Genomic DNA, 24643 nt, shown 5'->3' on the forward strand with positions numbered 1-24643 from the left:
TTTATTGGTAGTAAGTTTCTAAAAAGAGGAAAAAGTCTGACATTCTGTACAGGTTATTGACCAGTAGAAATACAAACAGAATGACCATGGTTATCATCAAAAATGATAAAGTCTTCGGTTGTGATTTATAAGCGTAAAACAGCCAGCCTAAAAGCAAGGGATATACAAAAACAAAGTGTCCTCCGTAGATGTAAGACGTGTGAAGTCCGAACCGCATAATGCAGTGGATCACAATGTCAACCACGAAAGAAATGGTGATAATCTGGACCAGTTTATTTTTAAAATTTTTAATATAACTCCACAAAATGAGTCCTAATAATATGACGATAAATGCATAGCAAAACGAAGACGAATAAGGCTCCATTAAAAGGCCTTTAAAGTCGAAACCCTTCATATTATGTTTGTCCGTCGTCATGAAACTCGGGAACAGAATACTGCCGCCAAAAAAGTAGGAAAGCATCATGTCCCAATCCGGAATAGATTCTACATTGGAGAACTTTTCATACTGCTGGTTGGTTTTCGAGAAGATGTTTTCATATTTGAAATCAATTCTCAGTAAATAGAGGAATACAAAACATGCTGTGGTCAGTGTCACACGAAAAGCTGCATTTCCAAATTTTTTCCAACTCCGGAAGAGGTCTTTCTCAAATAGTATTGGAATAAAAACCTTAACAAGGTTGGTAATGGTAAGTCCGCCGATCGTAATTCCGGCAAGCGCAAGAGCTGATCCGGGTATTTTCTCCTCTTTTCTGAGTTTTACAGCTGCATAATAATTGTAAATGCTTAGCAACAGTAGAGTATAGGTGAAATTCTCAGGCGTAAAAGATAGAATGATGCTGGTAGAGAATAAGCCGAAGAACAGAATGATAAGCAGGCTGATCTTTAATGGAAGTCTGATGATATTCTTCAGGTATTTGAAAATCTGTGCCATACATAAGCTTATGGCGGTATTGCTCAACCATGCAAGGGTGAGTCTGAAGGTTGCATCCATTTTTCCACCTGAAATCAATAGTGAGAACTCTCTGACCCAATTAAAAAAATAATAGGCCAACGGATGTCTTTCAAAACTTCCACCGGTCATTACGATCGCTTTATTGTCAAAACTGAAATAAGCATCCCAGGGAATTCTGCTGTCAAAAATGATCCGGTAATGAAGTGCGATATAAGTTCCCAGCGTTCCATAGCAGATCAGGAAGAATATAAATACTGCCAATTCTGTGTAAGAAGAAGGGAAGACCTGTTTTAAAAGGTAGATGAGTTTTGTTTTAATAAAAGACACGTGTCAGTTTTTTGCAAAAATAAAATAAAAAAACTCACCATGGTTGGTGAGTTTTAATGTTTATGATTAAGTAATTATTGCTTGATCACTTTTCTTGTGGAAGTGCTTCCGTCCGCAAAACTTATTTTAACTAAATAAGTTCCTTTTGGAAGTGAAGAAATGTCCGCTTTTTCAGTATCGTTCTGAAGCAGGGATTTACCTGTCATGTCAAAAACTGTAGTCGATTTAATCTTCTGATCAGTTTTGATATTGATTTCTCCTTTTGTAGGGTTAGGATAAAGAGCGACTGCATCTTTAGATTTAGAGGCTGCCTCCTGAGTACCTAAAGTCGCGCTTCCTAAAACCTGGATATCATCTATAGATACGGCATCCGCATCATTAGCGATGTACTGAAATCTTATTTTAACGTTAGCTTGTCCAGCATAAGCGGTAAGTGCTTTTTGTACGGATACAGTGTTGTAAAGGTCTGTTGCCTGATTGCCGTCGCCGTCATCTGTAAATCCAGCTTCTGTATCTTCATCCCAAAGAGTAGTCCAGGCTGTACCTCCATCTGTTGAAATTTGAGCCACAAGATTTCCAAGATTTTGGCCGATCATATAATTCCAGCCTACTTTTACCTTGAATTTTAAGACAGGTGTTGTTGTACCTGCAAGTGAAAACGCAGGGCTGATGAGCGCAGCGTTGTTACTCTGGTTGATATAATCTACCCCAGCAGATTTTGTTCCTGAAATAAGAAAACCTGAGATACTTGTAGGAAATGCGCTGGTAAGCTGCCATGGTCTGCTTGCTACTGTTTGGGTTCTTGTCCATCCTGTAGAAGGAAACGTCGCACCTTCAAAGTCTTCCGATAGAAGGGTCTGTGCATTAGAGGTTGTTATTGCAAGCAATAAGCCTAGAGAAAAGAGAGCTTTCTTCATGATAATATTTTTTTTCTAAAATTAGTGAAAAATAATAATATAATATATAAAATTTAATAAAAACGATTAATTGTTGCAATTTATAAGGCAATAATTGTAGGTGGATGTAGAACGTATAGCCTGTGTTGTTAAGTGAAGATCTCTTTATAGAATAGGAGTGTTCGGAATGTTTATAAATTGGGCAAGTGTCTCTTAATTTCTATTTTTAAAATAAAAAAACTCACCGAAGGGGGTGAGTTTTAAATATGCTTTAAAATAGGATCATTATTGTTTGATCACTTTTTCAGTTACAGAGGTGCCGTTGTTAAGTTCTGCCTTTACCATATAGGTTCCTTTTGGAAGTGAAGATAGATCGGCTTTTCCGGAATCTGTTGTAATGACTGTTTTTCCGGACATATCTACGACAGATATCATTTTTATTTTTTGATCTGTTTTGATATTGATTTCCCCTTTTGTAGGATTAGGATAAACTGCTATTTGTTTTGCTGTTTTTGCAGCCTCAGATGTTGCAAGGACCTGTGTGGACTTAAACATTCCTCCAACAGTGGCAGATGTGTTGAATCCTCCAGAATAACAGGTGCTGGTGTTGAAACATCTTACGGTCAGGTGCTGTATTGCGTCAATGGCAGTCCATGTGGTTCCGTTGTTGCTTTTCCACGATCCTCCGCTTGTGTTGGCTGAGCTTGTTGCGACTAAAATAGTAGTGCCGGGTATGTAAGTGATGTCACTGATGTTATTGGCAGCAGTAATTCCTGTATAGGTAACTTGTGTCCATGTAGCTCCTCCGTCTGTTGTTCTGTGAAGCTGTAGCCCGGTAGGGGTTTGACCTGTGAACGTTTTTCTTACAATTATTCCCGTGTTTGCATCACTCCAGGCCATATCTCCGCTTACAGCAGCACCTCCAAAATCACTTATGATAGAGTTGGTGGCCAATACCGTCCATGTTAAACCTTTATCTGTTGACTTGTAAATTCTTCCTTTTCCTGTATAGAAGAATATATTGTTACCTACAGAATAATATCCGCCATTGTATCCATATTCATCTGTCAAAGGATCGGGAATGTTGGCTCCCGGAACTCTGGTCCATGTCGTTCCTCCGTTGGTGGTTGTGTAAATTTCAAACTCACCACTCTCCGGGTCACCTCCGATAATACCATTGTTAGCATCAAAAAAATGCACGTAGTTAGTCCAGGACTGTCCTGCGGTAGTTAGCATATGTTGGTTAGTCCATGTAGCCCCTCCATCCGAAGTTTTCCATACACCTCCTAATCCGTTTGTATTGTCAAAAGCTCCCACCCATGCCGTTGTGGCACTTACACCTGAGATGTTGGTGATTTTTAAAGCGGAATTGCCGACATTAATACTTCCTGCTGTCCATGTCGTTCCTCCGTTAGATGTTTTTGTAAACTCCTGAACGTTGGCCGTAGTCGTTACTCCATTGTAAGCAAAAGCCCAAACAGTATTGGCATCATAGACTTCCATACCACTGATTCCTCTTGAAGCGGTTGCAAATGCTGAGTTTTGAGTACTCCAATATTGGGAGAAAGCAGCTCCGCTGATGAATAATGCTGTAATTGAAAATAGAATTCTTTTCATAAGGATATTTTTTCTAAAAATAATAAAAAAAACGTCAATACAATGAAAATAATTTATCTAAATAACACAAATACTGAGTTTTATGTATTATGAGCTGCATGAAAGCGTAGAACATCCGGTAGTGTCATCGTAGGCTGATGGCCTTTTTGCAGAATATTCCGGATACAATTCTTCGTAAGGATTTTCTAAGGCCTTCGTCAGTTTTTCAAGCATTTCCGTGCTTCCGTTATTGATTTCCTCAATGCATTCGTAAAGAAGATAATTTCTAAGAGTGAATTTTGGATTTGAATGTTTCATCATAGATAATGATTCTTCCCTTGAAATGGTATTTGATGAAAGTCTTGCGTCATATTTTTTAGCGAAATCTTCCAGTTTTCTGACTCTCTGATCAGATAAAACAACATAGGATACATTTTCAAAAAGAGATTTCATATCACTTTCAGGACTTAGTTTTTCAAGCTTATTGAAGAATAGCGTGTAGTCCAGCTGAAGTTCCTGCATCAGTCCCTGCCAGTTGGTGAAAAATTCCTCATCGCTCTCTCTGAGTTCGTCGAAACCGAATTTTTTGCAAAGCATCTGATCGTGAGCTTTCCAGAAATAAGTTCCGTAATGATTTAAAGTGTCCTCCAGAAACTTTTCATCTTTGATTAACGGATGAAGGGAGTTGGCCAGTTGCCAAAGGTTCCACTGTGAAATCTGACCCTGTTTTCCAAAAGCATACCTTCTTCCCGGAAGATCAGTCGTATTTGGAGTGAAATTGAGATCATATTCATCCATCATTGAATAAGGGCCATAATCTATCGTCAAGCCTAAAACAGACATATTATCAGTGTTCATCACCCCATGAACAAATCCTACGCGGAACCATTCTGTCATAAGATCTGCGGTTCTGGTGCATATATTTTCAAAAAATTCTTTGTATTTCTGAATGCCTTCTGCTTTGATTTCGGGATAATAATGATCAATGGTAAAATCTACCAGATCCTGCAGCGTATCATATTCTCTTTGTGCAGACATCAGTTCAAAATGTCCGAAACGCAGAAAACTTTCAGCAGTTCTTACGACTACGGCCCCTTTTTCCAGTTGTGGATTTCCGTTGTACATCATATCTCTTACCACATCTTCTCCGGTAAAGGCCAGACTCAAAGCTCTGGTGGTAGGAACTCCAAGATGATACATGGCCTCACTCATCAGGTATTCGCGTACAGATGATCTCAGTACGGCTCTTCCGTCTGCATGTCTCGAATAGGGAGTGGCACCGGCGCCTTTCCATTGAATTTCTGTCTTTTTTCCTTCTGCATTGATGATTTCTCCGGCCAGGATTGCTCTTCCGTCCCCAAGCTGTCCTGCCCAGTTTCCGAACTGATGTCCTGCATAAGCCGTGGCATAGGTTTTTACATTGTCGGGAAGATTGTTTCCAACGAGAAAATCCAGATCTTTTTCTTCATAGGATCCAAGGCCTATCTCTTCCGATAGGGCTTGATTAAAAGCAATAAGTTTCGGTCTGTCAAAACCTGCTGGTTTTACAGCGGCAAATAAAACTTTTGGAGTGTTTCTCTGCATTGTGTTGTCAGAAAGATTCCCTGGAAATATATCGGTGAAAGGCTGTTTGATCTGTTCAATATTCATAGATCAAAGGTATTAATTATAAAAGAAAAGACCTTCCAAATTATTGAAAGGTCTTGTGTATTTCTAAAAGAGAATTTATTTATTGAAATCTACCTCATCAGTGGAGTGAAGATTGTCATTGATGTTTTCCTCTTTCTTGTCTGTGTTGTTTTTTGGAGTTGGATCTGCTGGTCTTGGATTTTTGATCTCGTCAATAGTCTGAAGTCCTCCGTCGTCTCCGTATCCTTCACCGAGGCCTTTCAGGTTTGAACATCCGTCTTTCCAGTCTGATGGTCTGATAAACTTATCATCAGGGGTAATTCCCAGTGACTTGTCTGCCCAGACTTTCTTCATAAAGATCGCCCAGATCGGCAATGCCATTTTCGCACCCTGACCTTCACCGGTTCCAAAGAAGTGAGTTGCTCTGTCTTCCCATCCTACCCAGGCTCCTGTTGCCAGTTTTGGAGTGATTCCCATAAACCAACCGTCAGAGTTGTTCTGTGTTGTACCTGTTTTAGCAGCAATTTCAACACCTTTTGAAATTCCTCTTCTTCCCAGTTCTCCGGAAGCCGTACCGTATTGGGCAACACCTTTCATCAGTTCGATCATGGTGTATGCATACATTGGGTTCATGACTTCTTTCGGCTCTACATTCACTTCCTTAATTACCCTTCCGTTGGCATCTTCAATTCTCCAGATCATCTCCGGTTTATTGTGGTTTCCATAGTTGGCAAAAGTACTGTAGGCACCCAGCATTTCATAGATAGTGATATCTGACGAACCTAAGGCAATGGTATTGTTTCTTGGAATATCTTCAGTTACTCCCAAATCTCTTGCCGTCTGGATAACAGCATCTACACCTGTCATTTCAATAAGACGTGCAGCTACGGGGTTTTGAGAGTGAGCCAATGCATCTTTTAACGTCAGCATTCCACCTCTTCCCGGAACATGCCATCCTTTGTGGTCGTAAGTACCGTTAGAAACCGTTGAACATGGAGTCATACCCAGTTTCATAATCGCGGTAGCATAAACGAAAGGTTTGAAGGTAGATCCTACCTGTCTTTTCCCCTGTTTGATGTGGTCATACTGGAAATGCTGCCAGTCTATACCACCTACCCACGCTTTGATCTCTCCACTTCCAGGAACCATAGACATTAAACCTGCCTGTGCAATCTGTTTGTGGTATCTGATAGAATCCCAAGGTGACATTTCCACCTCTTCCTCTCCACTCCACGTAAATCGGGAAGTTTTGATGGGTTTATGGAATTCCATTAAAATAGAATCTTCAGGAACTCCTGCAGCTTTCAGTTGCTTGTAACGTCCGGTTCTCTTCATGGCCTGACACATCACACTCGTTACCTGCTTATCTGTAAGGTAGTAGAAAGGTCTGTTTTTTCTGCCTCTCTGTTCTGCGTCAAATCTTTTTTGAAGGTCTGTTAAATGCTCCTTGATAGCCTCTTCTGCATACTTCTGCATTTTTGAATCAAGAGTCACATATATTTTTAAACCGTCTTTGTAAAGATTAAGTTTCTTGCCGTTTTCTTTTTCGTAATCAGCAAGATATTTGTCGATTTCTTTTCTTAAATAAAACTTATAATAGGCAGAGTAGTCATCATTAATGTTTTTGATTGGATGATAATCTGTCTCAACCGGTGTTCCGACTGCTTTGTCATAAGTTGTCTGATCGATATACCCAGTTTCAAACATTTGCTGTAAAACAACATCTCTTCTACGCTTCGCACGTTCAGGATTTCTCATAGGGTTATTAGCAATCGGAGCTTCTAACATTGCTACAAAAACTGCTGTTTCCGGAAGTGTAAGTTCTGAAGTGGTTTTATTAAAATAAATCTTGGAAGCCATTTCAATACCGTTCGCATTATAGGTAAAGTCGAACTTATTGAAATAAAGCGTAATGATTTCTTCTTTGGTATATCGTTTCTCTAAACTTACCGCAACAGACCATTCCTTTAATTTTTGGATCACCCTTTTGATCGGGTTTTTAGAAGGCTCTTTGGTAAATAAGAGTTTAGCTAACTGCTGTGTGATGGTAGAACCTCCACCTCTGTCACCTCCGTATCGTACAGCTCTCAGAATAGACTTTAAATCAATTCCTGAGTGTTCTTTGAAACGCTCATCTTCCTTTGCCTGTAAAGCATAGATAAGATAAGGCGGAAGCTGTTTATAAGTGATAGGCTGCGTTTTTTCTTTCTCAAATTTTCCAAGCAAAACTCCGTCTGATGAAATGATTTCAGAAGCCACATAGATATCAGGATTTTCCAGTTCTTTTACATCCGGCATTTCTCCAAGAAAGCCCTGGGAAACGGCAAAGAAAAGTCCTGAAATACCTAAAACGACCGCAATGAGTCCAATCCAAATAAATTTAACCCATCTTTTCCAAGAGGTATTTTTGTTCTTTTTGGGAGGAAGAGGGAAGGTTTTTCCCTTATTTCCTGCGTTTTTTCTGTTGTCTTCCATTGATGGTTACGGTTTAGCCGTTTCTAGTTTTACTCCAACATCTTCAATTCCCGGAAGGTTGTCATTCCTCATCGCCTGTGTCAGGCTGATTTCATACTTCCCCTTTCCCGGAAATTTATAGTTCAATTTATACTGAAATAATGCTTCCTTCGTATCACCAAAACCTGTACCAAGCCATTCGCCGTTTGGTTTTGCCAGAACGTAATTCAGGGTGTCTGTTTCCTTCTTTTTGTTCTGCAGATTGGTGAAGTTTACAATAAATCTTATATTGCTGTAAGGATACGTATTGTTATTTCTTACGACAAATATAATATTTTTAGGATTCTGCGGATCTGAAACTTCAAGATTAAATTTTTGCTCACTTTTCTTATTCCATTTGTTGTTAACGGAATTCATGATGACGTTTTCTTCCTGGGAAGATTGGCAGCTAAAGAAAAGGATAAGAGGTAATAATCCTAAAATTTTACGCATTTTTATCTTTTTTTGGAGGATATTTCTTTTTAAAATTTTTCTTGTTCGGGTTCTGCTGTTTTTTCTCAGGATCAGAAGGAGCATCTGTCTTTTCTACCTGTGCTTTTGGCTGTTGCGGTTTGGGCTGCGGCTTCTGTTGTGGCCTTGGCTGATTTCCGGAGTTGGCATTAGCATTAGGATTTTCAGCTCTTTCCGGTCTGTCAGGTCTCTCTGTTCTTTCAGCCCTTTCCGGTCTGTTTTTCTTTGGTCCCTGGCCTTGTCCCTGCTGTGCTCCCTGGTTTTGTCCGTTGTTATTCGGTCTGTTTTGGTTTCTGTTCCTGTTGTTTCCTCTGTTCTTCTTTTCGAATCTGTCCACGTTGTTCTCCTGGATAAGATCGATGCTTTGAACTGGAGTATCAGGCTGTTTCAGATCTTCCAGAGGAGGGGTTCTTTCGCCTTTCTTATTTTTTGCGATTAATTTTTTAACGAGATCAATGTCAAAGTCATACCAGGCCATTGAGCTGTCTACATACGCAAACCACATTTTCTTTTTGAAAACGTCTATTTTGATACAGAATGCTCTTCCTTTTTCCGTATCCAGCGTTGTGGATGAAGAAGGGAAGTGGCTTAATGCATCAAGGTAGCTATCCAGTTCGTAATTAAGGCAACATTTCAATTTACCACACTGTCCTGCAAGCTTTTGCGGGTTAATGCTCAGTTGCTGATATCTGGCGACATTGGTATTCACAGATCTGAAATCGGTCAGCCATGTTGAACAGCAAAGTTCTCTTCCACATGATCCGATACCTCCAACTTTTGCGGCTTCCTGTCTGAAACCGATCTGTTTCATATCGATTTTTGTTCTGAAAGCACCTGCGTATTCTTTGATCAACTGTCTGAAATCCACTCGGTTATCGGCCGTGTAATAAAATGTGATCTTTGAAGAATCTCCCTGATATTCTACATCAGTGACTTTCATTTCAAGACCTATTCTATGGGCGATCTTTCTGGCTTCCAGCTTTACGCCGTCTTCTTTTTTTCTGGCTTCCTGCCAGACCTCAAGGTCCTTCTGGTTAGCCTGTCTGTATATTTTGAGTATAGATTCTTCAGGAAATTTTTTCTTTTTCATCTGAATCTTTACTAATTCTCCGGTGAGGCTTACAACGCCTACATCGTGTCCGGGACTCGATTCTACTGTTACTACGCTACCTATATGTAAAGGAATATTATTTACATTTCTATAAAACGATTTTCTGTCATTTTTAAATCTAACTTCCACAAGGTCGCACCTGTTTGATGCGGGGTTGTTGATGTTAGAAAGCCAATCGAAAACACTTAATTTATAACTATTACCACAGGTATTTACACTTTCACAACCATTCGCGGTTTTCTTGGGTCCGCAAGAATGGGCAGAATCGCCGGATGTTTTGCATCCACAACTCATATAACTATTTTTTATAATCTTGCAAATTTATGTAAATTTATCTTTATGCAATTCTAAAATACTTAAATATTCAATATCGCTGTTGTTTAACATTAAACGTGAAAAATATGCGATCCATAAAAAGTTGATAAGTTACTATACAGTATGTCTTTAAGTGAATGTATTTCTAAAGTGCTATTTTAAACATAATTTTCTTTTAAGATATTGTTTAAAATATTAAGAAATATTAACAGGCGTATTCAAAATAATTTTATATTTGGGTTATATAATAACAGTCTATGAAAAAAATATTAGTATCAACTGCTTTATTGGCGGGTGTTTTATCTTACGCAGGAGGCTTCAGGGTATCTCTGCAGGGAGTGAAACAATTGGCAATGGCGCATACTAGTGCTCATGCCGAAGATGCAAGTGTGGCATTCTTTAACCCAGCGGGTATGTCATTCATTCCTTCTAAACTGAGTATAGTGGCAGGAGGGTTTGGTGCAAGTAATAAAGTTACTTTTCAAAACTTGAATACACTACAGAGTACATCCACAGATAATCCTATAGGGACTCCGTTATACGCTGCAGTGGCTTATAGACCGATAGAGAACCTTTCTGTTGGTTTCAGTTTCAGTACCCCTTTCGGAAGTACGATCGAGTGGCCAAGCGACTGGGAAGGAAGAGAACTGGTACAGAAGCTGGAACTGAAAAGTTTCTATTTCCAACCGATGGTCTCTGTAAAACTGGCTCCTTGGGTATCTTTTGGGGCAAGTTATATTTATGCTAAAGGTAAAGTAGACTGGGACAAAGCCGTAACGCAGTTTGGCGGCGAGTTGAACATTAAAGACGAAAAAGCCAGCGGAAGCGGGTATGGATTCGGTTTCTATTTCAGACCAGATCCAAAATTAGATGTAAGTATCGCTTACCGTTCTCCTATAGATATGAAGGCGAAAAAAGGAACAGCTACGTTCCAGTTCCCTTCAGCAGCTATTTATCCTCTGTTAGGTCTTGATCCAAGTACAGGACAGGATAAATTTACAGCAACACTTCCTTTGGTAGAAGAATATACCATTGGTTTAACGTATAAAGTGACTCCAAAATGGTTGATTTCAGCTGACTTTAACTACCACGGATGGGAGAGATACAGCAAGCTTACTTTAGATTTTGCTAATGCTCCAGTGGGGAATCAGCCGGATCCTACCGTATTGGTTGCTCCTAAAAACTTCAGAAATTCCAAAACATTCAGATTGGGTACTCAGTATGCATTCACAGATATGATCTTCGGACGTCTGGGTGCTTACTATGATGAGTCTCCTTATACGGATGATCACTTTATTCCGGAAACTCCTTCATTCAATACCTATGTAATTACAGGGGGTGTTGGCTTTAAATTAAAGCAGTTTGGAGTGGACTTAGCAGGTGGATATGCATTGCCTCAGTCCAGAGATGTAAGAAATGCAGCCATTGGATTTAATGGGCAGGCAAAAGCTCAGGCATTCTACTTTGGTTTAGGTTTATCGTACAACCCTTTTTAATTGAAAGACTATGAAAAAAATTATAATATCAACACTTGCCGTTTCCGCACTTCTTTTTACAACAAGCTGTGAGACTGATTTTGATACTGATGTAAAAGATATCCAGGTAACAAGCGGAGAAGCGAACTTTTCCAATTATGTTGCTTTGGGGAACTCTCTGACTTCCGGTTATAGAGATGGAGCTCTTTACAGCAGTGGACAAAATGAATCCTATCCAAGTATCATCGCTATGCAGATGAAACTGGCTGGTGGCGGTGCATTTAAGCAGCCTTTGATGCCTAATGATGTAGGTGGATTTATAGGATTGCCGGGCTTTCCTGGTAAACTGAATCTTACGGTGACTGCCAGCGGAAGTTTAAGTCCGGTTCCAAGCAGTCCTGCGGCGGCATTAGATAATGTAACTGCAGGTGGACCTTACCAGAATATGGGTGTTCCAGGAGCGAAATCTTTCCACTTGGTTGCACCAGGTTACGGAAGTGCTGCTAACCTTGCCTTGGGAGCTGCCAATCCATACTTTGTGAGATTTGCTACTTCTGCAACAAATTCTGTTTTACAGGATGCAATGCTTCAGAAGCCAACATTCTTCTCTCTTTGGATCGGAAATAATGATGTATTATCTTATGCTACGAACGGAGGAACGAATTCTCAGACTGTAGGAACCGTTACGACTTATACGCCGGCGGTAGTTCAGACTGGAAATGTAAATCCATTAACTTATAAATCAAACGATATTTCTGATCCTAATCTTGTAGCAGGATCTATTAAAGGTGTGCTGGATGGTCTTAAAAGTGTAGGAACCACAAAAGGAGTGATTGGAAATATTCCTTATGTTACTTCTATTCCTTTCTTTACGACAGTTCCTTACAATCCTTTAACGCCTACCACTTTAGGAGCGAATTTAGCAACACTTAATGCAAGTTTATACGGGCCATTGAAGCAGGCGCTTACGGCTTTCGGAGCTGGAGACAGAATTAATTTACTTTCTTCTACTTCTTCCAACCCTGTTTTAATCAAGGATGTTGCACTTACGGATCTGGGGGCACAGCTTACTGCTGCTTTGACTCCTTCTTTAGGAGCGCCTACAGCAGCGGCGTTTGGGTTAATCTTCGGACAGGCCAGACAGGCTACAGCAGATGATTATGTCCTTCTTACAACAAGTTCTCTAATTGGAACGGTTGCGCCCGGAGCACCGGCACCTGTGAATGTGTATGGAATTTCTTATCCACTGCAAAACCAACATGTATTAACGAAAACAGAAGCTTCTTATGTGAAAACAGCAGTAGATGCCTATAATGCTTCTATCAAATCACTGGCTGATTCTTATGGACTGGCTTTTGTAGACGGGAATGCTAAAATGATTGAGCTTAATGGGAAGTCTGGAATTACCTTCGATGGAGTAAAGTATACGGCTAAATTTGTAACCGGAGGAGCTTTCTCTCTTGATGGAGTTCACCTTACAGGAAGAGGTTACGCGGTGATTGCCAATGAATTTATCAAGTCTATCAACATGAAGTATAAATCTACGTTACCACAGGTAGATCCAAATAAATATTCAGGAGTAAAATTCCCGTAATCATACAGGAAAATAAAAACTTAGAAACCACAAGAGTAATTCTTGTGGTTTTTTTTTAAATTTGCAAATCTTTAAAAAGTAAAAATGGCCGATCAGTTAAGTTATCTATTTTGTACAAGAACCAGTAAGGACTTGGCAGAAAAAATTGCCCAACATTATGGGAAAGAGTTAGGAAAAATCAACTTTCAGGAGTTCAGCGACGGGGAATTCGAGCCTGTTCTGGATGAATCTGTAAGAGGAGGAAGAGTTTTCCTAATCGGATCTACCTTTCCGCCCGCAGACAATCTTTTAGAACTTCTATTGATGATTGATGCAGCGAAAAGAGCTTCCGCAAAAAGCATTACTGTTGTAATCCCTTATTTCGGACTTGCAAGACAGGACAGAAAAGACAAGCCAAGAGCTCCTATAGGCGCAAAACTGGTTGCTAATCTATTGACAGCAGCAGGAGCTACAAGAATCATGACCATGGATCTTCATGCAGATCAGATTCAGGGATTCTTTGAAATTCCGGTAGATCATCTTTATGCTTCAAGTATTTTCGTAGATTATATCAGAGCATTAAACCTGGATAATCTTACCATCGCTTCTCCGGATATGGGAGGTGCGAAAAGAGCAAAAAACTATGCCGGTCACTTAGGGGCTGAAGTAGTAATTGCTTACAAAGAAAGAAAAAAAGCAAACGTTGTAGAAGAGATGTTCCTTATCGGAGATGTAGAAGGGAAAAATGTAATCCTTATCGATGACATGATCGATACAGCGGGAACACTTTGCAAAGCTGCAGATATTTTAGTGGAAAAAGGAGCAAAATCAGTAAGAGCGATGGCTACTCACGGAGTACTTTCCGGAAAAGCGTACGAGAATATTGAGAACTCTAAATTGTTGGAAGTTATTGTAACTGACTCAATTCCTGTTAAAAATAATTTGTCATCTAAAATAAAAGTGCTATCTTGCGCCCCATTATTTGCGGACGTTATGAAGATGGTTCATGAGCACCAATCAATCAGTAGTAAGTTTATTATCTAATTGATTTTTAGCGGATTGCAAAATTAAACTGAACAAATTTTTAAATTTTTTATAAAATGAAATCTATTACAATTCAAGGTACAAAAAGAGAAAGCGTGGGCAAAAAGTCTACAAAAGCTTTACGTGATGCTGAATTAGTTCCTTGTGTTGTTTATGGAGGTGAAACACCATTGAACTTCTCTGCAGAAGAGAGAGCGTTCAAAGGTTTAGTATATACTCCTGAAGCACACACGGTATCTATTGAACTAGACGGAAAAACAATTCCAGCAGTTCTTCAGGATATTCAGTTCCACCCAATTACGGACAAAATTTTACACGCAGACTTCTACCAATTATCTGACGATAAGCCAGTAGTTATGGAAGTTCCTGTAAGAATTACAGGACGTTCTAAAGGTGTTGTGGCTGGTGGTGTTTTACGTCAGTCTTTCAGAAAACTAAAAGTGAAAGCTATTCCTGCAAACTTGCCAGATGAGGTAGTTGTAGATGTAACTCCATTAAAAATTGGTAACAAACTTTATGTAGGTGGAATCAAGACTGAAGGATTCTCTTTCGTACACCCTGACAATGCAGTTGTAGTAGCTGTTAAGATGTCTAGAAATGCAATGAAAGGTGGTGCAGCAGTAGAAGATGATGAGGACGAAGAAGCAGCAGAAGAAGTGGCAACACAATCTCCTGATGTTCCAACAACTGAAGAAAAATCTGCTGAATAATATTTGTATATTCAACAAACCATATAAAACCTGTCAATTCATTGGCAGGTTTTTTTATGTACAGAGGATAAAGAGCAAAAGAAATGAGCCTTCTTTGCGATCTTATCTATCGAATCTTTCTATCACCTGACAAGTATCACCCACTCATCCGATACTTCCTTTCAGAAAAAAAGCCGTAAATTTGAAGTGTTCTAAATAAGAGCCATCTAATTTAAAATTTTAATAAATGTTTGACATTCAAGAAATAAGAAGTCAGTTTACGATATTAAACCGCGAAGTGAATGGTAAGCCTTTGGTTTACTTAGATAATGCAGCAACATCTCAGAAACCTGATTCTGTTTTGAAGATATGGAATGAGTATTATACGCAGCTTAATGCCAATGTTCACAGAGGAATCCATACATTAAGTCAGCTGGCTACTGAAGAAATGGAGCTTTCCAGAAGAAAGATTCAGAAGTTCATCAATGCCAAGCATGATTTTGAAGTTATTTTTACAAAAGGAACGACAGAAGGTCTGAACCTCATCGCTTATATTTTAACACAGAAGCTTAAAAAAGACGACGAGATCATTATTTCCTATCTGGAGCACCACTCCAACATCGTTCCATGGCAGTTGCTTTGTGAAAGAACCGGAGCGAAACTGAGAGTGATCCCGATTGACGAGAATGGTATCCTTCAGCTGAACTATCTGGATGAGTTTTTAAGCGAAAAAACCAAAGTGGTGGCTGTAAACCAAGTTTCCAATGCTTTGGGAATTGTAAATCCTATTGAAGAAATCATCGCGAAAACAAGAAAAAATTCAGATGCTTATATTGTGATCGACGGGGCTCAGTCTGCTCCTCACTTCGAGATCGATGTACAGAAGATGGATTGTGATTTCTTTGTGTTTTCAGGTCATAAAATGTATGCACCAATGGGAACCGGTATCCTTTACGGAAAACAGGAGCTCCTGGAAGAACTTCCGCCTTTCCATGGAGGAGGAGAGATGATCGCAACCTGCTCATTCGATGGAACTACTTACGCAGGACTTCCATTTAAATACGAAGCCGGAACTCCGAATGTAGGAGGAAATATTGCACTGGGTGCTGCTGTAGATTTTATTGAAAAAATCGGAAGACAGAATATTCAGAACCATGAAAATGCTTTGCTTGAATATGCTCAGAGACAGCTTTTAGAGCTGGAGAATATAAAGATCTACGGAGAGAAAGCCAAAAGAGTGGGGGTGGTTTCCTTTAACTTAGAAGGAACGGGAATTTCTTCCGATGTAGGAATGATCCTTGATAAAATGGGCATTGCTGTAAGAACCGGACATCACTGTACACAGCCGATCATGGACTTCTTCAATATAGCCGGAACCGTAAGAGCAAGTTTTGCTGTTTACAATACGTTTGATGAAATTGACAAGCTTGTAGAAGGTGTCAAAAAAGCTCAGAAAATGCTGGGATAAAAAACATAAAAAGCAGTTAATCAACTGCTTTTTTTAATTTAATATGACGTTTGACGGTAAATATTATGTTAAATGTTTATTTTGTGATGACTATTAATTAGTAATTTTACCGAAACTAATAATTGTTATATCATGAAAAAACAAATACTCTTTTTTCTGATGGCCTGTGGATTTTATCATGCACAGGTATTTTCTGAGAACTTTAACGGAGCTGGATTGCCTCCGGGATGGACCACAAATAACCCGAATACGACATACAATTGGAGCGTAGGGACAACGAGTGGCTTTGCTTCATTTCCCAACGGGGCCGCTTTTTTTGATGATGATGATGCGGGGCCTAGTGGGGTCAACAGCAATGCGAGATTAGTATCTCCCGTTATCAATCTTACCGGCGTTTCGAATCCCAGACTTTCATTTAAATATGCCAATAAGATTTATACCCTTAATACGACGTTAAAGGTTGAAGTTTTTAATGGTACTTCATGGATACAGGTATTTACAGCTTCGGGAGAATCTGGAACCTGGACGATTGACTTAAATACCCTGACTTACATTGTTACAGGGTATAGTGTAGCAACCAGTATCAATCTGGCTCCGTATGCCAATGCTAACTTTCAGATGAGATTTGTATATGATGATATAGGAGATTACTCGTTTGGAGCGGTAGTGGATGACGTTGTCATTACAGCAGGAGTATTGGGAACTTCCGAAGTTTCTCTTGCAGATGCAGTGCAGGTCTATCCAAATCCGGTAAAAGATGATTTGTATATCCAATCGGATCTAATGAAATCTGATGCTGAAGTCACCGTACTTGATATGTCCGGCAGAAAAGTCAAAAGCTTCACGGGACAGTATGAAAAATACAATCTCTCTGATCTGCCGAAAGGAAACTATCTCATTCAGATCAATAATAAAAAGGAAATCATAAATAAAAAGTTCAGAAAAGAATAAACCTTTCTGTAAATTTTAATTAACATTCACTAGTAACTTCCAGCTTCCCTCTCCGACCTTCCATTCTTAGTTCTATAGATTCTGCCAATAGCGCAAATAGCAATTTTTGTGTACCTGCGTCTTGCTTCTTGAAGTAATTTTGTATGGTCTAAATTTAACGTAATGGAATTAATAGAAAAATTGAACTGGAGATTTGCGACCAAAGCAATGAACGGTCAGAAAGTACCACAGGAAAAAGTGGATAAAATATTAGAAGCCGCAAGACTGGCACCTACATCCAGCGGACTTCAGCCTTTTGAGATCATTGTGATCACAAATCAGGAGGTGAAGGAGCAGATCAAGCCTCATGCATGGAATCAGCCACAGGTCACAGACTGTTCGCATCTTTTGGTGTTTGCAGCATGGGATAATTACACGGAAGAAAGAATCAATGGTATGTTTGATCTGACCAATAAAATCAGAGGTTTTGAAAACGAAGGCTGGGAAAACTATAGACAGATGCTGTTGGGAACTTACCCTCAGAGATCTGCTGAGGAAAACTTTACGCATGCCGCAAAACAGGCTTATATTTCATTCGGTGCAGCCATCATCGCAGCAGCGTTTGAAGAAGTAGATTCTACACCAATGGAAGGTTTTTCTCCTGACGCGGTAGATGAAATTTTAAACTTAAAAGAAAAAGGCTTAAAGAGCGTCCTGCTTCTTCCTATCGGTTACAGAAACTCTGAATCAGACTGGTTGGTGAATCTTACGAAGGTGAGAAAACCTAAAGAAGATTTTATTACCGAAGTGAATTAATGACTCAATTTTTTCTCATAAAAAATCCCTTTCAATTGTTTTGAAAGGGATTTTGTTTTTTGACTAATTACTTAATCATATTTCTGTCTAAACCTCATAGGTTTCAAAAACCTATGAGGTTTGAAGTTCTATTTGTCTGTTGTAATGAAGCAATAAAAACTTTTGCTCCTTTTATGGTTAGAAAACTAGTTATTCGGTTTCCAGTCCACAACCGCTCTGATGAACGCCTCTGCATTTTCCACAGGAATATTAGGTAAGATTCCATGGCCAAGATTCGCGATATATCTGTCTTTTCCGAAACGGTTGATCATTTCAGTCACCATCTTCTTGATGGTTTCCGGTGTAGAATGTAATCTTGCAGGGTCAAAATTCCCCTGAAGCGTCATCGTGTGATTCGTTAATGTTCTTGCGAATTCAGGAGTAATGGTCCAGTCCACACCCAAAGCAGATGCTTTAGACATCGTCATATCTTCCAGCGCAAACCAGCATCCTTTCCCGAATACCACTACATGAGTAAGAGGGCTCAAAGCTTCAACGATCTGGTTGATATACTGCCATGAGAATTCCTGATAATCCGTAGGAGACAGCATTCCGCCCCATGAATCAAAAACCTGAACCGCAGAAACTCCTTTTTCCACTTTTCTTTTCAAATAGGCAATCGTAGTATCTGTGATTTTCTGAAGCAGTAAATGAGCCGCTTCAGGCTGCTGGAAACAGAATGATTTTGCGATATCAAAAGCCTTACTTCCTTTTCCTTCAATACAGTAACATAGGATCGTCCATGGAGAACCCGCGAAACCGATCAATGGAATTTCGTTGTCTAATTTAATTAAGGTAAGTTCAATGGCATCAAAAACGTATCCTAAAGTATCATCCACATCAGGAACAATCACATTCTGAACCTGTTCCATTGTTCTGATCGGATTGTCCAGCCACGGACCTACATTTTCTTTCATTTTAAAATCAATTCCCATGGCTTGAGGAACTACTAAAATGTCAGAAAACAGGATGGCTGCATCCAAAGGAAACCTACGGATAGGCTGTACAGTAATCTCAGAAGCCAGCTCAGGCGTCTGACATCTTGTAAAGAAGTCATATTTATCCCTAAGAGCTATGAATTCAGGCAGATATCTTCCGGCCTGTCTCATCATCCATACCGGTGGTCTTTCTACCGTTTCTCCGCGGAGTGCTTTTAAATATAAGTCGTTTTTAATCATAATTTATTTAAACTAATATGTCCGTTCCCGGCACTTATTATTTTTACCAGCCAAACTTGCGGCTGCTTCAAAGTTCTTTTTTTATCAGCTCAAAGATAGAAGCCAGATTATTTTCTTCTGAGGTGAAGATCTCCGTTGAGGTGTGCTTTCGCAGTTCATTGGACGTCGTTTCACCAATTGAAAAAATCTTCATTCCTTCTAAAGAGTTGAGTTTTGCAAAACTACGAACTCCGCTTGGACTAAAAAAAACTGTAGCATGATATTTTTCAGGTACCAGAGGATGGATTTCTTCAGTGTTGTAAACCGTGATCTTTTTGTAACGGATATTCTGCAGCGGAAGATCTTTATCCAGAACATCGATAGCCAGATTGCCACAGAAGTGAAGGAACTGTTCGTGCTGGCAGTTTCCGATGATAAATCTCGAAAGGGTTTCTGCATTTTTCAGAACCTTGAAGGTCCCGAAACCGTATTTTCTGAGTTCCCGTTTCGTTTTTTCACCGACACAATATATTTTGTTATAATTTTTTGCGGTAAAATCTTCGTTGGGTTTAAACTGATTGGTAAAGAAAGACCTCACTCCATTTACACTGGTGAAGATCAGTGAGTGATTCTTTAAATCGAATGAAGCAATTCTTATAGGCTCTGTTCTGATCACCTCAATACATTCAGCCGAAATATCCGATCCTAATTCTTTGGACAGCAATGTGGCATCTATGGTTTTGGTGAATAGAATTTTCATTAGGGTTTATCTTTTAAATGTAAATCATCAACAAGCAATCGTACTTTCTTCATAAAATCCTGACCCGGGTCTTCTTTTGCTGTGAAATAATTCGGGTCGGTTTCTTTCCAGAGTTTAGATCCTCTAAAGATACCATATTCTGAATGACCTATCAGATATTCTATACTGTATTTTTTAGTTAAGTGCTTAATTAATTGTGCGTTCGCTAAAGCCTGCTTTTCTGTCAGCGGCTGTTTTTTGCTTCCTATGTTTTCAATACCGATGGCGCAGTAATTAAGTCCGATGGTATGTCTTGCAAACATATTGGGCTCCATAAGCTGATAAATAGTACCATCTCTGTCTACAATAAACTGTGAGGAAACATTCAGTGTGCTTTGTTTCTTTAAAACATTTCGGGCAGATTCCAGATGGGTCCTGTTGAAATATTTGTAATTCGTTTCTACAGTTCCGCCTGCAGTATAGTGAAGAACAATGATTTTGGGCGAAATAACGGGTGAATTCTGAGTGATATTATAATGACTTTTCAGATACTCAAGGCTCAGTTTTACTCTTTCAGGAGAATAATCAATAGGTTTATTGACGATTTTAAATTCACCGGTTTGCGCTTTCATATAGCACGCGATCAATACAAAGAAAGCATAAATAAGGTTTTTCATACAATGGTACTTATTTCTGGTATTGATAATGTCCTGTAATGGTATATTTAAAAAGGACATCTTCAACCACCTGTCCGCCTCCTATATTATGCACAATCAGAAACCTTTTTCCGTCGGCAGATTTTTTATTGACCACAATTCCGATATGCGTTAAATTTCCCGGTAGAAGCCATGTAACAATATCTCCCGGAACATACAATGCAGGATTGGTCTCAATAGATTTTGCTGTCCCGAATTTAGAAAAGAACACAGCAAGGTTCGGAACCCTGCGGTGGTCAATATTCGTGTCAGGCTTTTTTAAGCCCCAGATTTTCGGATACTTTGAGAAATTCTTTGCCATATCCTCATGAACTTCCTTTTGGAGATCAATCCCTATTTTTCTGTAGGCTCTTATCACGACATCCGTGCAGACGCCTTTATCTGCCGGTACATCTCCATTGGGGTATTTAAGGACAAAGTAAGTGGGATCATAGGTAACCGTTTTATCAACCAGTCCCAAAGCGGAATCGGATAGCTGAAGTGCAAATTTATTCTGTGCACTTGCCATACACATGCAACAGGTGAATGCCAATAAAAACAGATACTTTTTCATAGTTCCGCACTTAATAGAATGTAAAGATAAAAAGGCTTTTGAATACGTTTAGTAAGAATTCTTGATTTCAGCCATCAGCTCTTTTCCTCCGTTTTCAAGAACGATCTTCGCGAATTTTTCTCCAAAATTCTCCGTTTCGTTGTACTCGAAGTTTTCGTCGGTAGCGATGCAGTTTTTACCATCAAGAGAACATAAAGCCGCTTTGAAACGAACCTGATTTTCGATGATCTCTGCATAAGCACCAATTGGAGCGGTACATCCGCCTTCCAGTGTGCTCAGGAAGTTTCTTTCGATTTCTACACAGATCTGGGTCTTCTTATGATTGATCTGGCTCAGGATTTCGTTGATCTCCGGTTTGTCAGAATGTCCGGCCACGGCGATTACTCCCTGGGAAGCTGCCGGGATCATTAACGGAAGCATCTCATAATCGATGTCCATTTTCATTCTTTTAATTCCTGCCAGAGATAAAATCGTAGCATCAAAATCTCCGTCCTCCAGTTTCTGAAGACGGGTCTGGATATTTCCACGGATGTCTGAAAATTCAGCATGAGGATAATTCTTCAGCCAGAATGCTCTTCTTCTCAAACTGCTGGTCGCCAGTTTCAGTTCGTGGAATTCTTTATTTCTCGAAGATTCTTTTCTGATCAGTACGTCCTGCGGGAAATCTCTTTCCAGATAAGTAATGATCTCAATGTTTTGAGGAAGCTGTGTAGGGACGTCTTTTAAAGAGTGTACAGCGATATCAATCTCGTCATTCAGTAAAGCCACATCAAGGTCTCTTGTGAAAACCCCGGTGATCCCTAAAGAATAAAGCGGTTGATTTAAGTTCTTATCACCCGAAGATACGATAGGAACGATTTCCGTTAGATAATTACGGTTTTGAAGGTGCCTCGCAACCTCTCTTGCCTGCCAAAGTGCAAGTGCGGAATTTCTTGTTCCGATTCTAATGCTTTTCATTGAATTCGTTGTTTGGTTGTTCAACTAATATTTCGTGCATTAATTTACTAATTTCTTCGGCTTTTAAAGGATTGTCGATGATAAATTTTGCAAAACGGTTGGTGATTTTCTGGATCATTTTGTCAGAAAGCTCCATGTCCGTGATGTTTATGTATTTATTTTTTCTGTAAAAATTATGCATTTCATTGCGTTCCATATTCTTCAGAACTGCTTTGAAATGGTGAATATTGGGTGCCAGCTTTCTCTTTTTTTCCCATTCCAGAAACTCTTTCATCAGTTCTTTGATGATTTTTTCAGCTTTTGGGATTTCTTTTTCCCGCTGCTGAATCGTTTCCTGAATCTGTTTTGAAAGTTCATCCACGTCGATCAGCGTTACGTTTTCGTTCTCGGTAACATTCTTTTCAACGTTATGCGGAATGGAAAGGTCGATCACGAGTGTTTCTTTTCCGTTCGGGAAATGAGACTTGTTGATGATGGGATGTTTTGCTCCGGTGGCAACAATCAGGATGTCTGTATTTTTTATTTCCTTGTCAAAATCAGAATAATCAACATGAGGAATATTATACTTCTCGGAAATTTTTTCAGCTTTCTCCTGAGTTCTGTTTGCGATTTTAATTTTAGGCTGGTAAACGTGCTTCACCAGATTTTCAACCGTATTCTGCCCGATTTCACCTACACCCAAAAGAAGAATGTTCTTCTCCGTTATTTTTTTCTGGCTGTTTAAGATGTAATGTACGGCAGCATAAGACACAGAAGCGGCCCCGTTTGAAATTCCGGTTTCGTTTTTAATTCTTTTCGAAATCTGGATTGCTGCGTTGATTGCTCTTTCCAGATAAGGATTTGAATTCTGTCTTTCTTTTTTGAAACGGCTGTATGCTTTTTTGATCTGTCCGATGATCTCGAAATCCCCGATAATCTGGCTTTCCAGTCCTGCAGCTACTCTAAACAGGTGGATCAGCGCTTCTTCTTTGGTCAGGATATTTGCAAACTGAAGGAAATCCGTAAGATGAACCCCGATGGTTTTGCAATATTCCTCTGCAACCAGAAGATAATTGGGCGAAGTGGTATAGATCTCAGTTCTGTTACACGTGGAAACCACAAATGCATCCCCTAAATCCACGTTATGGATCCGGGTGACAAAGTTCTTGATGTTGTCATCAAAGAATGCAAATTTCCCTCTCGTTTCTACATCAGCCTTCTCGTAGCTGATGGAAAGTACAGCAAAATTCGATGTTTGATGGATGTTGGAATACTGTAACATAAGCACGGCAAATTTACGGTTTTTTTAATTAATCAACCTCTGATAATGTATATGATAATTATCGTGAAAAACTATGGTGGGGAAGGAGTGAAACAGACGCTGAAAGAAGGCAGGTTGAAGTTGGATGATGGCATGGTTGGTTGGAAAATAATTTATAATCAGCATTTTATCATTTTTTAAGAGAGAGATTTCTTTGTATTTGACTCAAAGATTCGTACCTTACGTGTTCAGGCCCCATTGCCATTAATTTTAGTTTAAATCAGACTCCGTAAATGATTAAAGCAAAAGTTAATATAAGATTATAAATTTTAATAAAATTTTAACCAAATTATATGCAGGTTAAATTTCTTTAGTAGTGTTAAATTTATATCTTTGTAAACTTAAAATCAGAAGAAAAATATGAGTTTATTCGATATGTTTACGCAAGAAATTGCGATAGACCTTGGTACTGCCAATACCCTTATCATCCATAATAATAAAATTGTTATAGATCAGCCGTCAATTGTTGCAATTGAACGTTCTACGGGTAGGCCCATTGCGGTCGGCGAGCAGGCCAAGCATATGCAGGGTAAAACTCATGAGGATATCAAAACCATCCGTCCGTTAAAAGATGGGGTGATTGCAGATTTCCACGCTTCTGAACACATGATCAAAGAATTTATCAAAAAAATTCCTGGAATTAAAGGTAGATTCATACAGCCGGCACTGAGAATCGTGATCTGTATCCCTTCTGGCATTACTGAAGTTGAAAAAAGAGCGGTAAGAGATTCTGCTCAGAAAGTAAACGCTAAAGAAGTAAGACTGATTTACGAACCAATGGCTGCGGCAATAGGGGTGGGTATAGATGTACAGAAACCTGAAGGAAATATGATCATCGACATAGGTGGTGGTACTACGGAAATTGCAGTGGTAGCTTTAGGAGGTATCGTATGTGACAAATCTGTGAAAATTGCAGGTGACGTATTTACCAACGATATCGCTTATTACTTAAGAACTCACCATAACCTTTACATCGGAGAGAGAACGGCTGAAAGAATCAAAATTGAAGTAGGTTCTGCAGTGGAAGATCTTGATGTAGACATTGAAGATATCCCGGTACAGGGTAGAGACCTTATTACAGGGAAGCCGAAAGAAATCATGGTAGGCTACAAAGAAATTGCGCGTGCATTAGACAAATCCATCATCAGAATTGAAGATGCGGTAATGGAAACGCTTTCTCTTACGCCACCGGAACTGGCTGCTGATATTTATAAAACAGGTATCTATCTTGCTGGAGGAGGTGCTTTATTGAGAGGTCTTGCAGACAGATTGCACAAAAAGACTGGTCTTCCTGTATTTGTAGCAGAAGATCCGTTGAGAGCTGTTGTTCGCGGAACCGGTATTGCCCTTAAGAATATGGATAAATTCAATTTCTTAATTAAATAATTTTAACTTTT

The 24643-nt window shown here is 39.3% G+C and carries 21 protein-coding genes; 8 read left to right on the forward strand and 13 right to left on the reverse strand.

The genetic code is table 11. The features are described from left to right. Position 1: 1 nt before the first annotated feature. From BUA72_RS18820 to BUA72_RS18850, 7 genes are all read right to left on the reverse strand, one after another. Complete coding sequence (locus tag BUA72_RS18820) at positions 2-1279, reverse strand: DUF6080 domain-containing protein (protein WP_228407919.1); 1278 nt, start codon at positions 1277-1279, stop codon at positions 2-4. A gap of 74 nt (positions 1280-1353) precedes the next feature. Continuing rightward, positions 1354-2196, reverse strand: coding sequence for a T9SS type A sorting domain-containing protein (locus tag BUA72_RS18825; protein WP_072924552.1), 843 nt, complete (start codon positions 2194-2196; stop codon positions 1354-1356). A 264-nt stretch (positions 2197-2460) separates the two neighbouring features. Beyond that, complete coding sequence (locus BUA72_RS18830; RefSeq protein WP_072924554.1) at positions 2461-3792, reverse strand: T9SS type A sorting domain-containing protein; 1332 nt, start codon at positions 3790-3792, stop codon at positions 2461-2463. A gap of 87 nt (positions 3793-3879) precedes the next feature. Beyond that, positions 3880-5421 (reverse strand): protein adenylyltransferase SelO, encoded by a 1542-nt coding sequence (locus BUA72_RS18835; RefSeq protein ID WP_072924555.1) that lies wholly within the window; start codon positions 5419-5421, stop codon positions 3880-3882. 75 nt (positions 5422-5496) lie between these two features. Further along, the gene (locus tag BUA72_RS18840) at positions 5497-7875 is read right to left on the reverse strand and encodes a penicillin-binding protein 1A (protein WP_072924557.1); all 2379 of its coding nucleotides are present in this window, start codon (positions 7873-7875) and stop codon (positions 5497-5499) included. Between the two features lie 6 nt (positions 7876-7881). Then, entirely contained in the window at positions 7882-8346 is a 465-nt protein-coding gene (locus tag BUA72_RS18845) for a gliding motility lipoprotein GldH (RefSeq protein ID WP_047450976.1), read from the reverse strand. After that, positions 8339-9769 carry a PSP1 domain-containing protein gene (locus BUA72_RS18850; RefSeq protein ID WP_047450974.1) on the reverse strand — a complete coding sequence of 477 codons (1431 nt, stop codon included), beginning with the start codon at positions 9767-9769 and terminating at the stop codon, positions 8339-8341. The genes BUA72_RS18845 and BUA72_RS18850 overlap by 8 nt, the downstream gene beginning before the upstream one ends. 278 nt (positions 9770-10047) lie before the next feature. Between BUA72_RS18850 and BUA72_RS18855 the strand changes: the two genes are divergently transcribed. The 7 genes from BUA72_RS18855 to BUA72_RS18885 all read left to right on the forward strand — a co-directional run bounded on the left by BUA72_RS18855 (position 10048) and on the right by BUA72_RS18885 (position 17785). Next, entirely contained in the window at positions 10048-11286 is a 1239-nt protein-coding gene (locus BUA72_RS18855) for an OmpP1/FadL family transporter (RefSeq protein ID WP_047450972.1), read from the forward strand. A 10-nt stretch (positions 11287-11296) separates the two neighbouring features. Next, the gene (locus BUA72_RS18860) at positions 11297-12859 is read left to right on the forward strand and encodes an SGNH/GDSL hydrolase family protein (RefSeq protein ID WP_072924558.1); all 1563 of its coding nucleotides are present in this window, start codon (positions 11297-11299) and stop codon (positions 12857-12859) included. Between the two features lie 84 nt (positions 12860-12943). Next, positions 12944-13882, forward strand: coding sequence for a ribose-phosphate pyrophosphokinase (locus tag BUA72_RS18865; RefSeq protein WP_034724171.1), 939 nt, complete (start codon positions 12944-12946; stop codon positions 13880-13882). Between the two features lie 56 nt (positions 13883-13938). After that, the gene (locus tag BUA72_RS18870; RefSeq protein WP_047450968.1) at positions 13939-14592 is read left to right on the forward strand and encodes a 50S ribosomal protein L25/general stress protein Ctc; all 654 of its coding nucleotides are present in this window, start codon (positions 13939-13941) and stop codon (positions 14590-14592) included. Between the two features lie 226 nt (positions 14593-14818). After that, entirely contained in the window at positions 14819-16039 is a 1221-nt protein-coding gene (locus tag BUA72_RS18875; protein ID WP_072924560.1) for a cysteine desulfurase, read from the forward strand. 132 nt (positions 16040-16171) lie between these two features. Further along, positions 16172-16990 carry a T9SS type A sorting domain-containing protein gene (locus tag BUA72_RS18880; RefSeq protein WP_072924561.1) on the forward strand — a complete coding sequence of 273 codons (819 nt, stop codon included), beginning with the start codon at positions 16172-16174 and terminating at the stop codon, positions 16988-16990. Positions 16991-17152: 162 nt separating this feature from the next. Beyond that, positions 17153-17785 (forward strand): NAD(P)H-dependent oxidoreductase, encoded by a 633-nt coding sequence (locus tag BUA72_RS18885; RefSeq protein WP_072924563.1) that lies wholly within the window; start codon positions 17153-17155, stop codon positions 17783-17785. 185 nt (positions 17786-17970) lie between these two features. Here BUA72_RS18885 and hemE read toward each other — a convergent pair whose 3' ends face one another. From hemE to hemA, 6 genes are all read right to left on the reverse strand, one after another. Next, entirely contained in the window at positions 17971-19002 is a 1032-nt protein-coding gene (gene hemE / locus BUA72_RS18890) for a uroporphyrinogen decarboxylase (RefSeq protein WP_034724166.1), read from the reverse strand. Positions 19003-19069: 67 nt separating this feature from the next. Then, a complete protein-coding gene (locus BUA72_RS18895; RefSeq protein WP_072924564.1) occupies positions 19070-19741 on the reverse strand; it encodes a uroporphyrinogen-III synthase in 672 nt (223 codons plus the stop codon). After that, positions 19741-20397, reverse strand: coding sequence for a peptidoglycan recognition protein family protein (locus tag BUA72_RS18900; RefSeq protein WP_072924566.1), 657 nt, complete (start codon positions 20395-20397; stop codon positions 19741-19743). Before BUA72_RS18900 ends, BUA72_RS18895 begins: the two co-directional genes overlap by 1 nt. Before the next feature lie 10 nt (positions 20398-20407). Continuing rightward, positions 20408-20989 carry a DUF1287 domain-containing protein gene (locus tag BUA72_RS18905; RefSeq protein ID WP_072924568.1) on the reverse strand — a complete coding sequence of 194 codons (582 nt, stop codon included), beginning with the start codon at positions 20987-20989 and terminating at the stop codon, positions 20408-20410. 48 nt (positions 20990-21037) lie between these two features. After that, positions 21038-21946 carry a hydroxymethylbilane synthase gene (gene hemC / locus BUA72_RS18910; protein WP_047450953.1) on the reverse strand — a complete coding sequence of 303 codons (909 nt, stop codon included), beginning with the start codon at positions 21944-21946 and terminating at the stop codon, positions 21038-21040. Continuing rightward, the gene (hemA, locus tag BUA72_RS18915; protein WP_047450950.1) at positions 21933-23207 is read right to left on the reverse strand and encodes a glutamyl-tRNA reductase; all 1275 of its coding nucleotides are present in this window, start codon (positions 23205-23207) and stop codon (positions 21933-21935) included. Before hemA ends, hemC begins: the two co-directional genes overlap by 14 nt. 399 nt (positions 23208-23606) lie before the next feature. Here hemA and BUA72_RS18920 point away from each other — a divergent pair, with 399 nt between their 5' ends. Continuing rightward, positions 23607-24632 (forward strand): rod shape-determining protein, encoded by a 1026-nt coding sequence (locus BUA72_RS18920; RefSeq protein WP_034700899.1) that lies wholly within the window; start codon positions 23607-23609, stop codon positions 24630-24632. Positions 24633-24643 lie beyond the last annotated feature (11 nt).

Origin of the sequence: Chryseobacterium sp. OV279 (assembly GCF_900128945.1) — a bacterium.
In the GTDB taxonomy this organism is placed as follows: Bacteria; Bacteroidota; Bacteroidia; order Flavobacteriales; family Weeksellaceae; genus Chryseobacterium.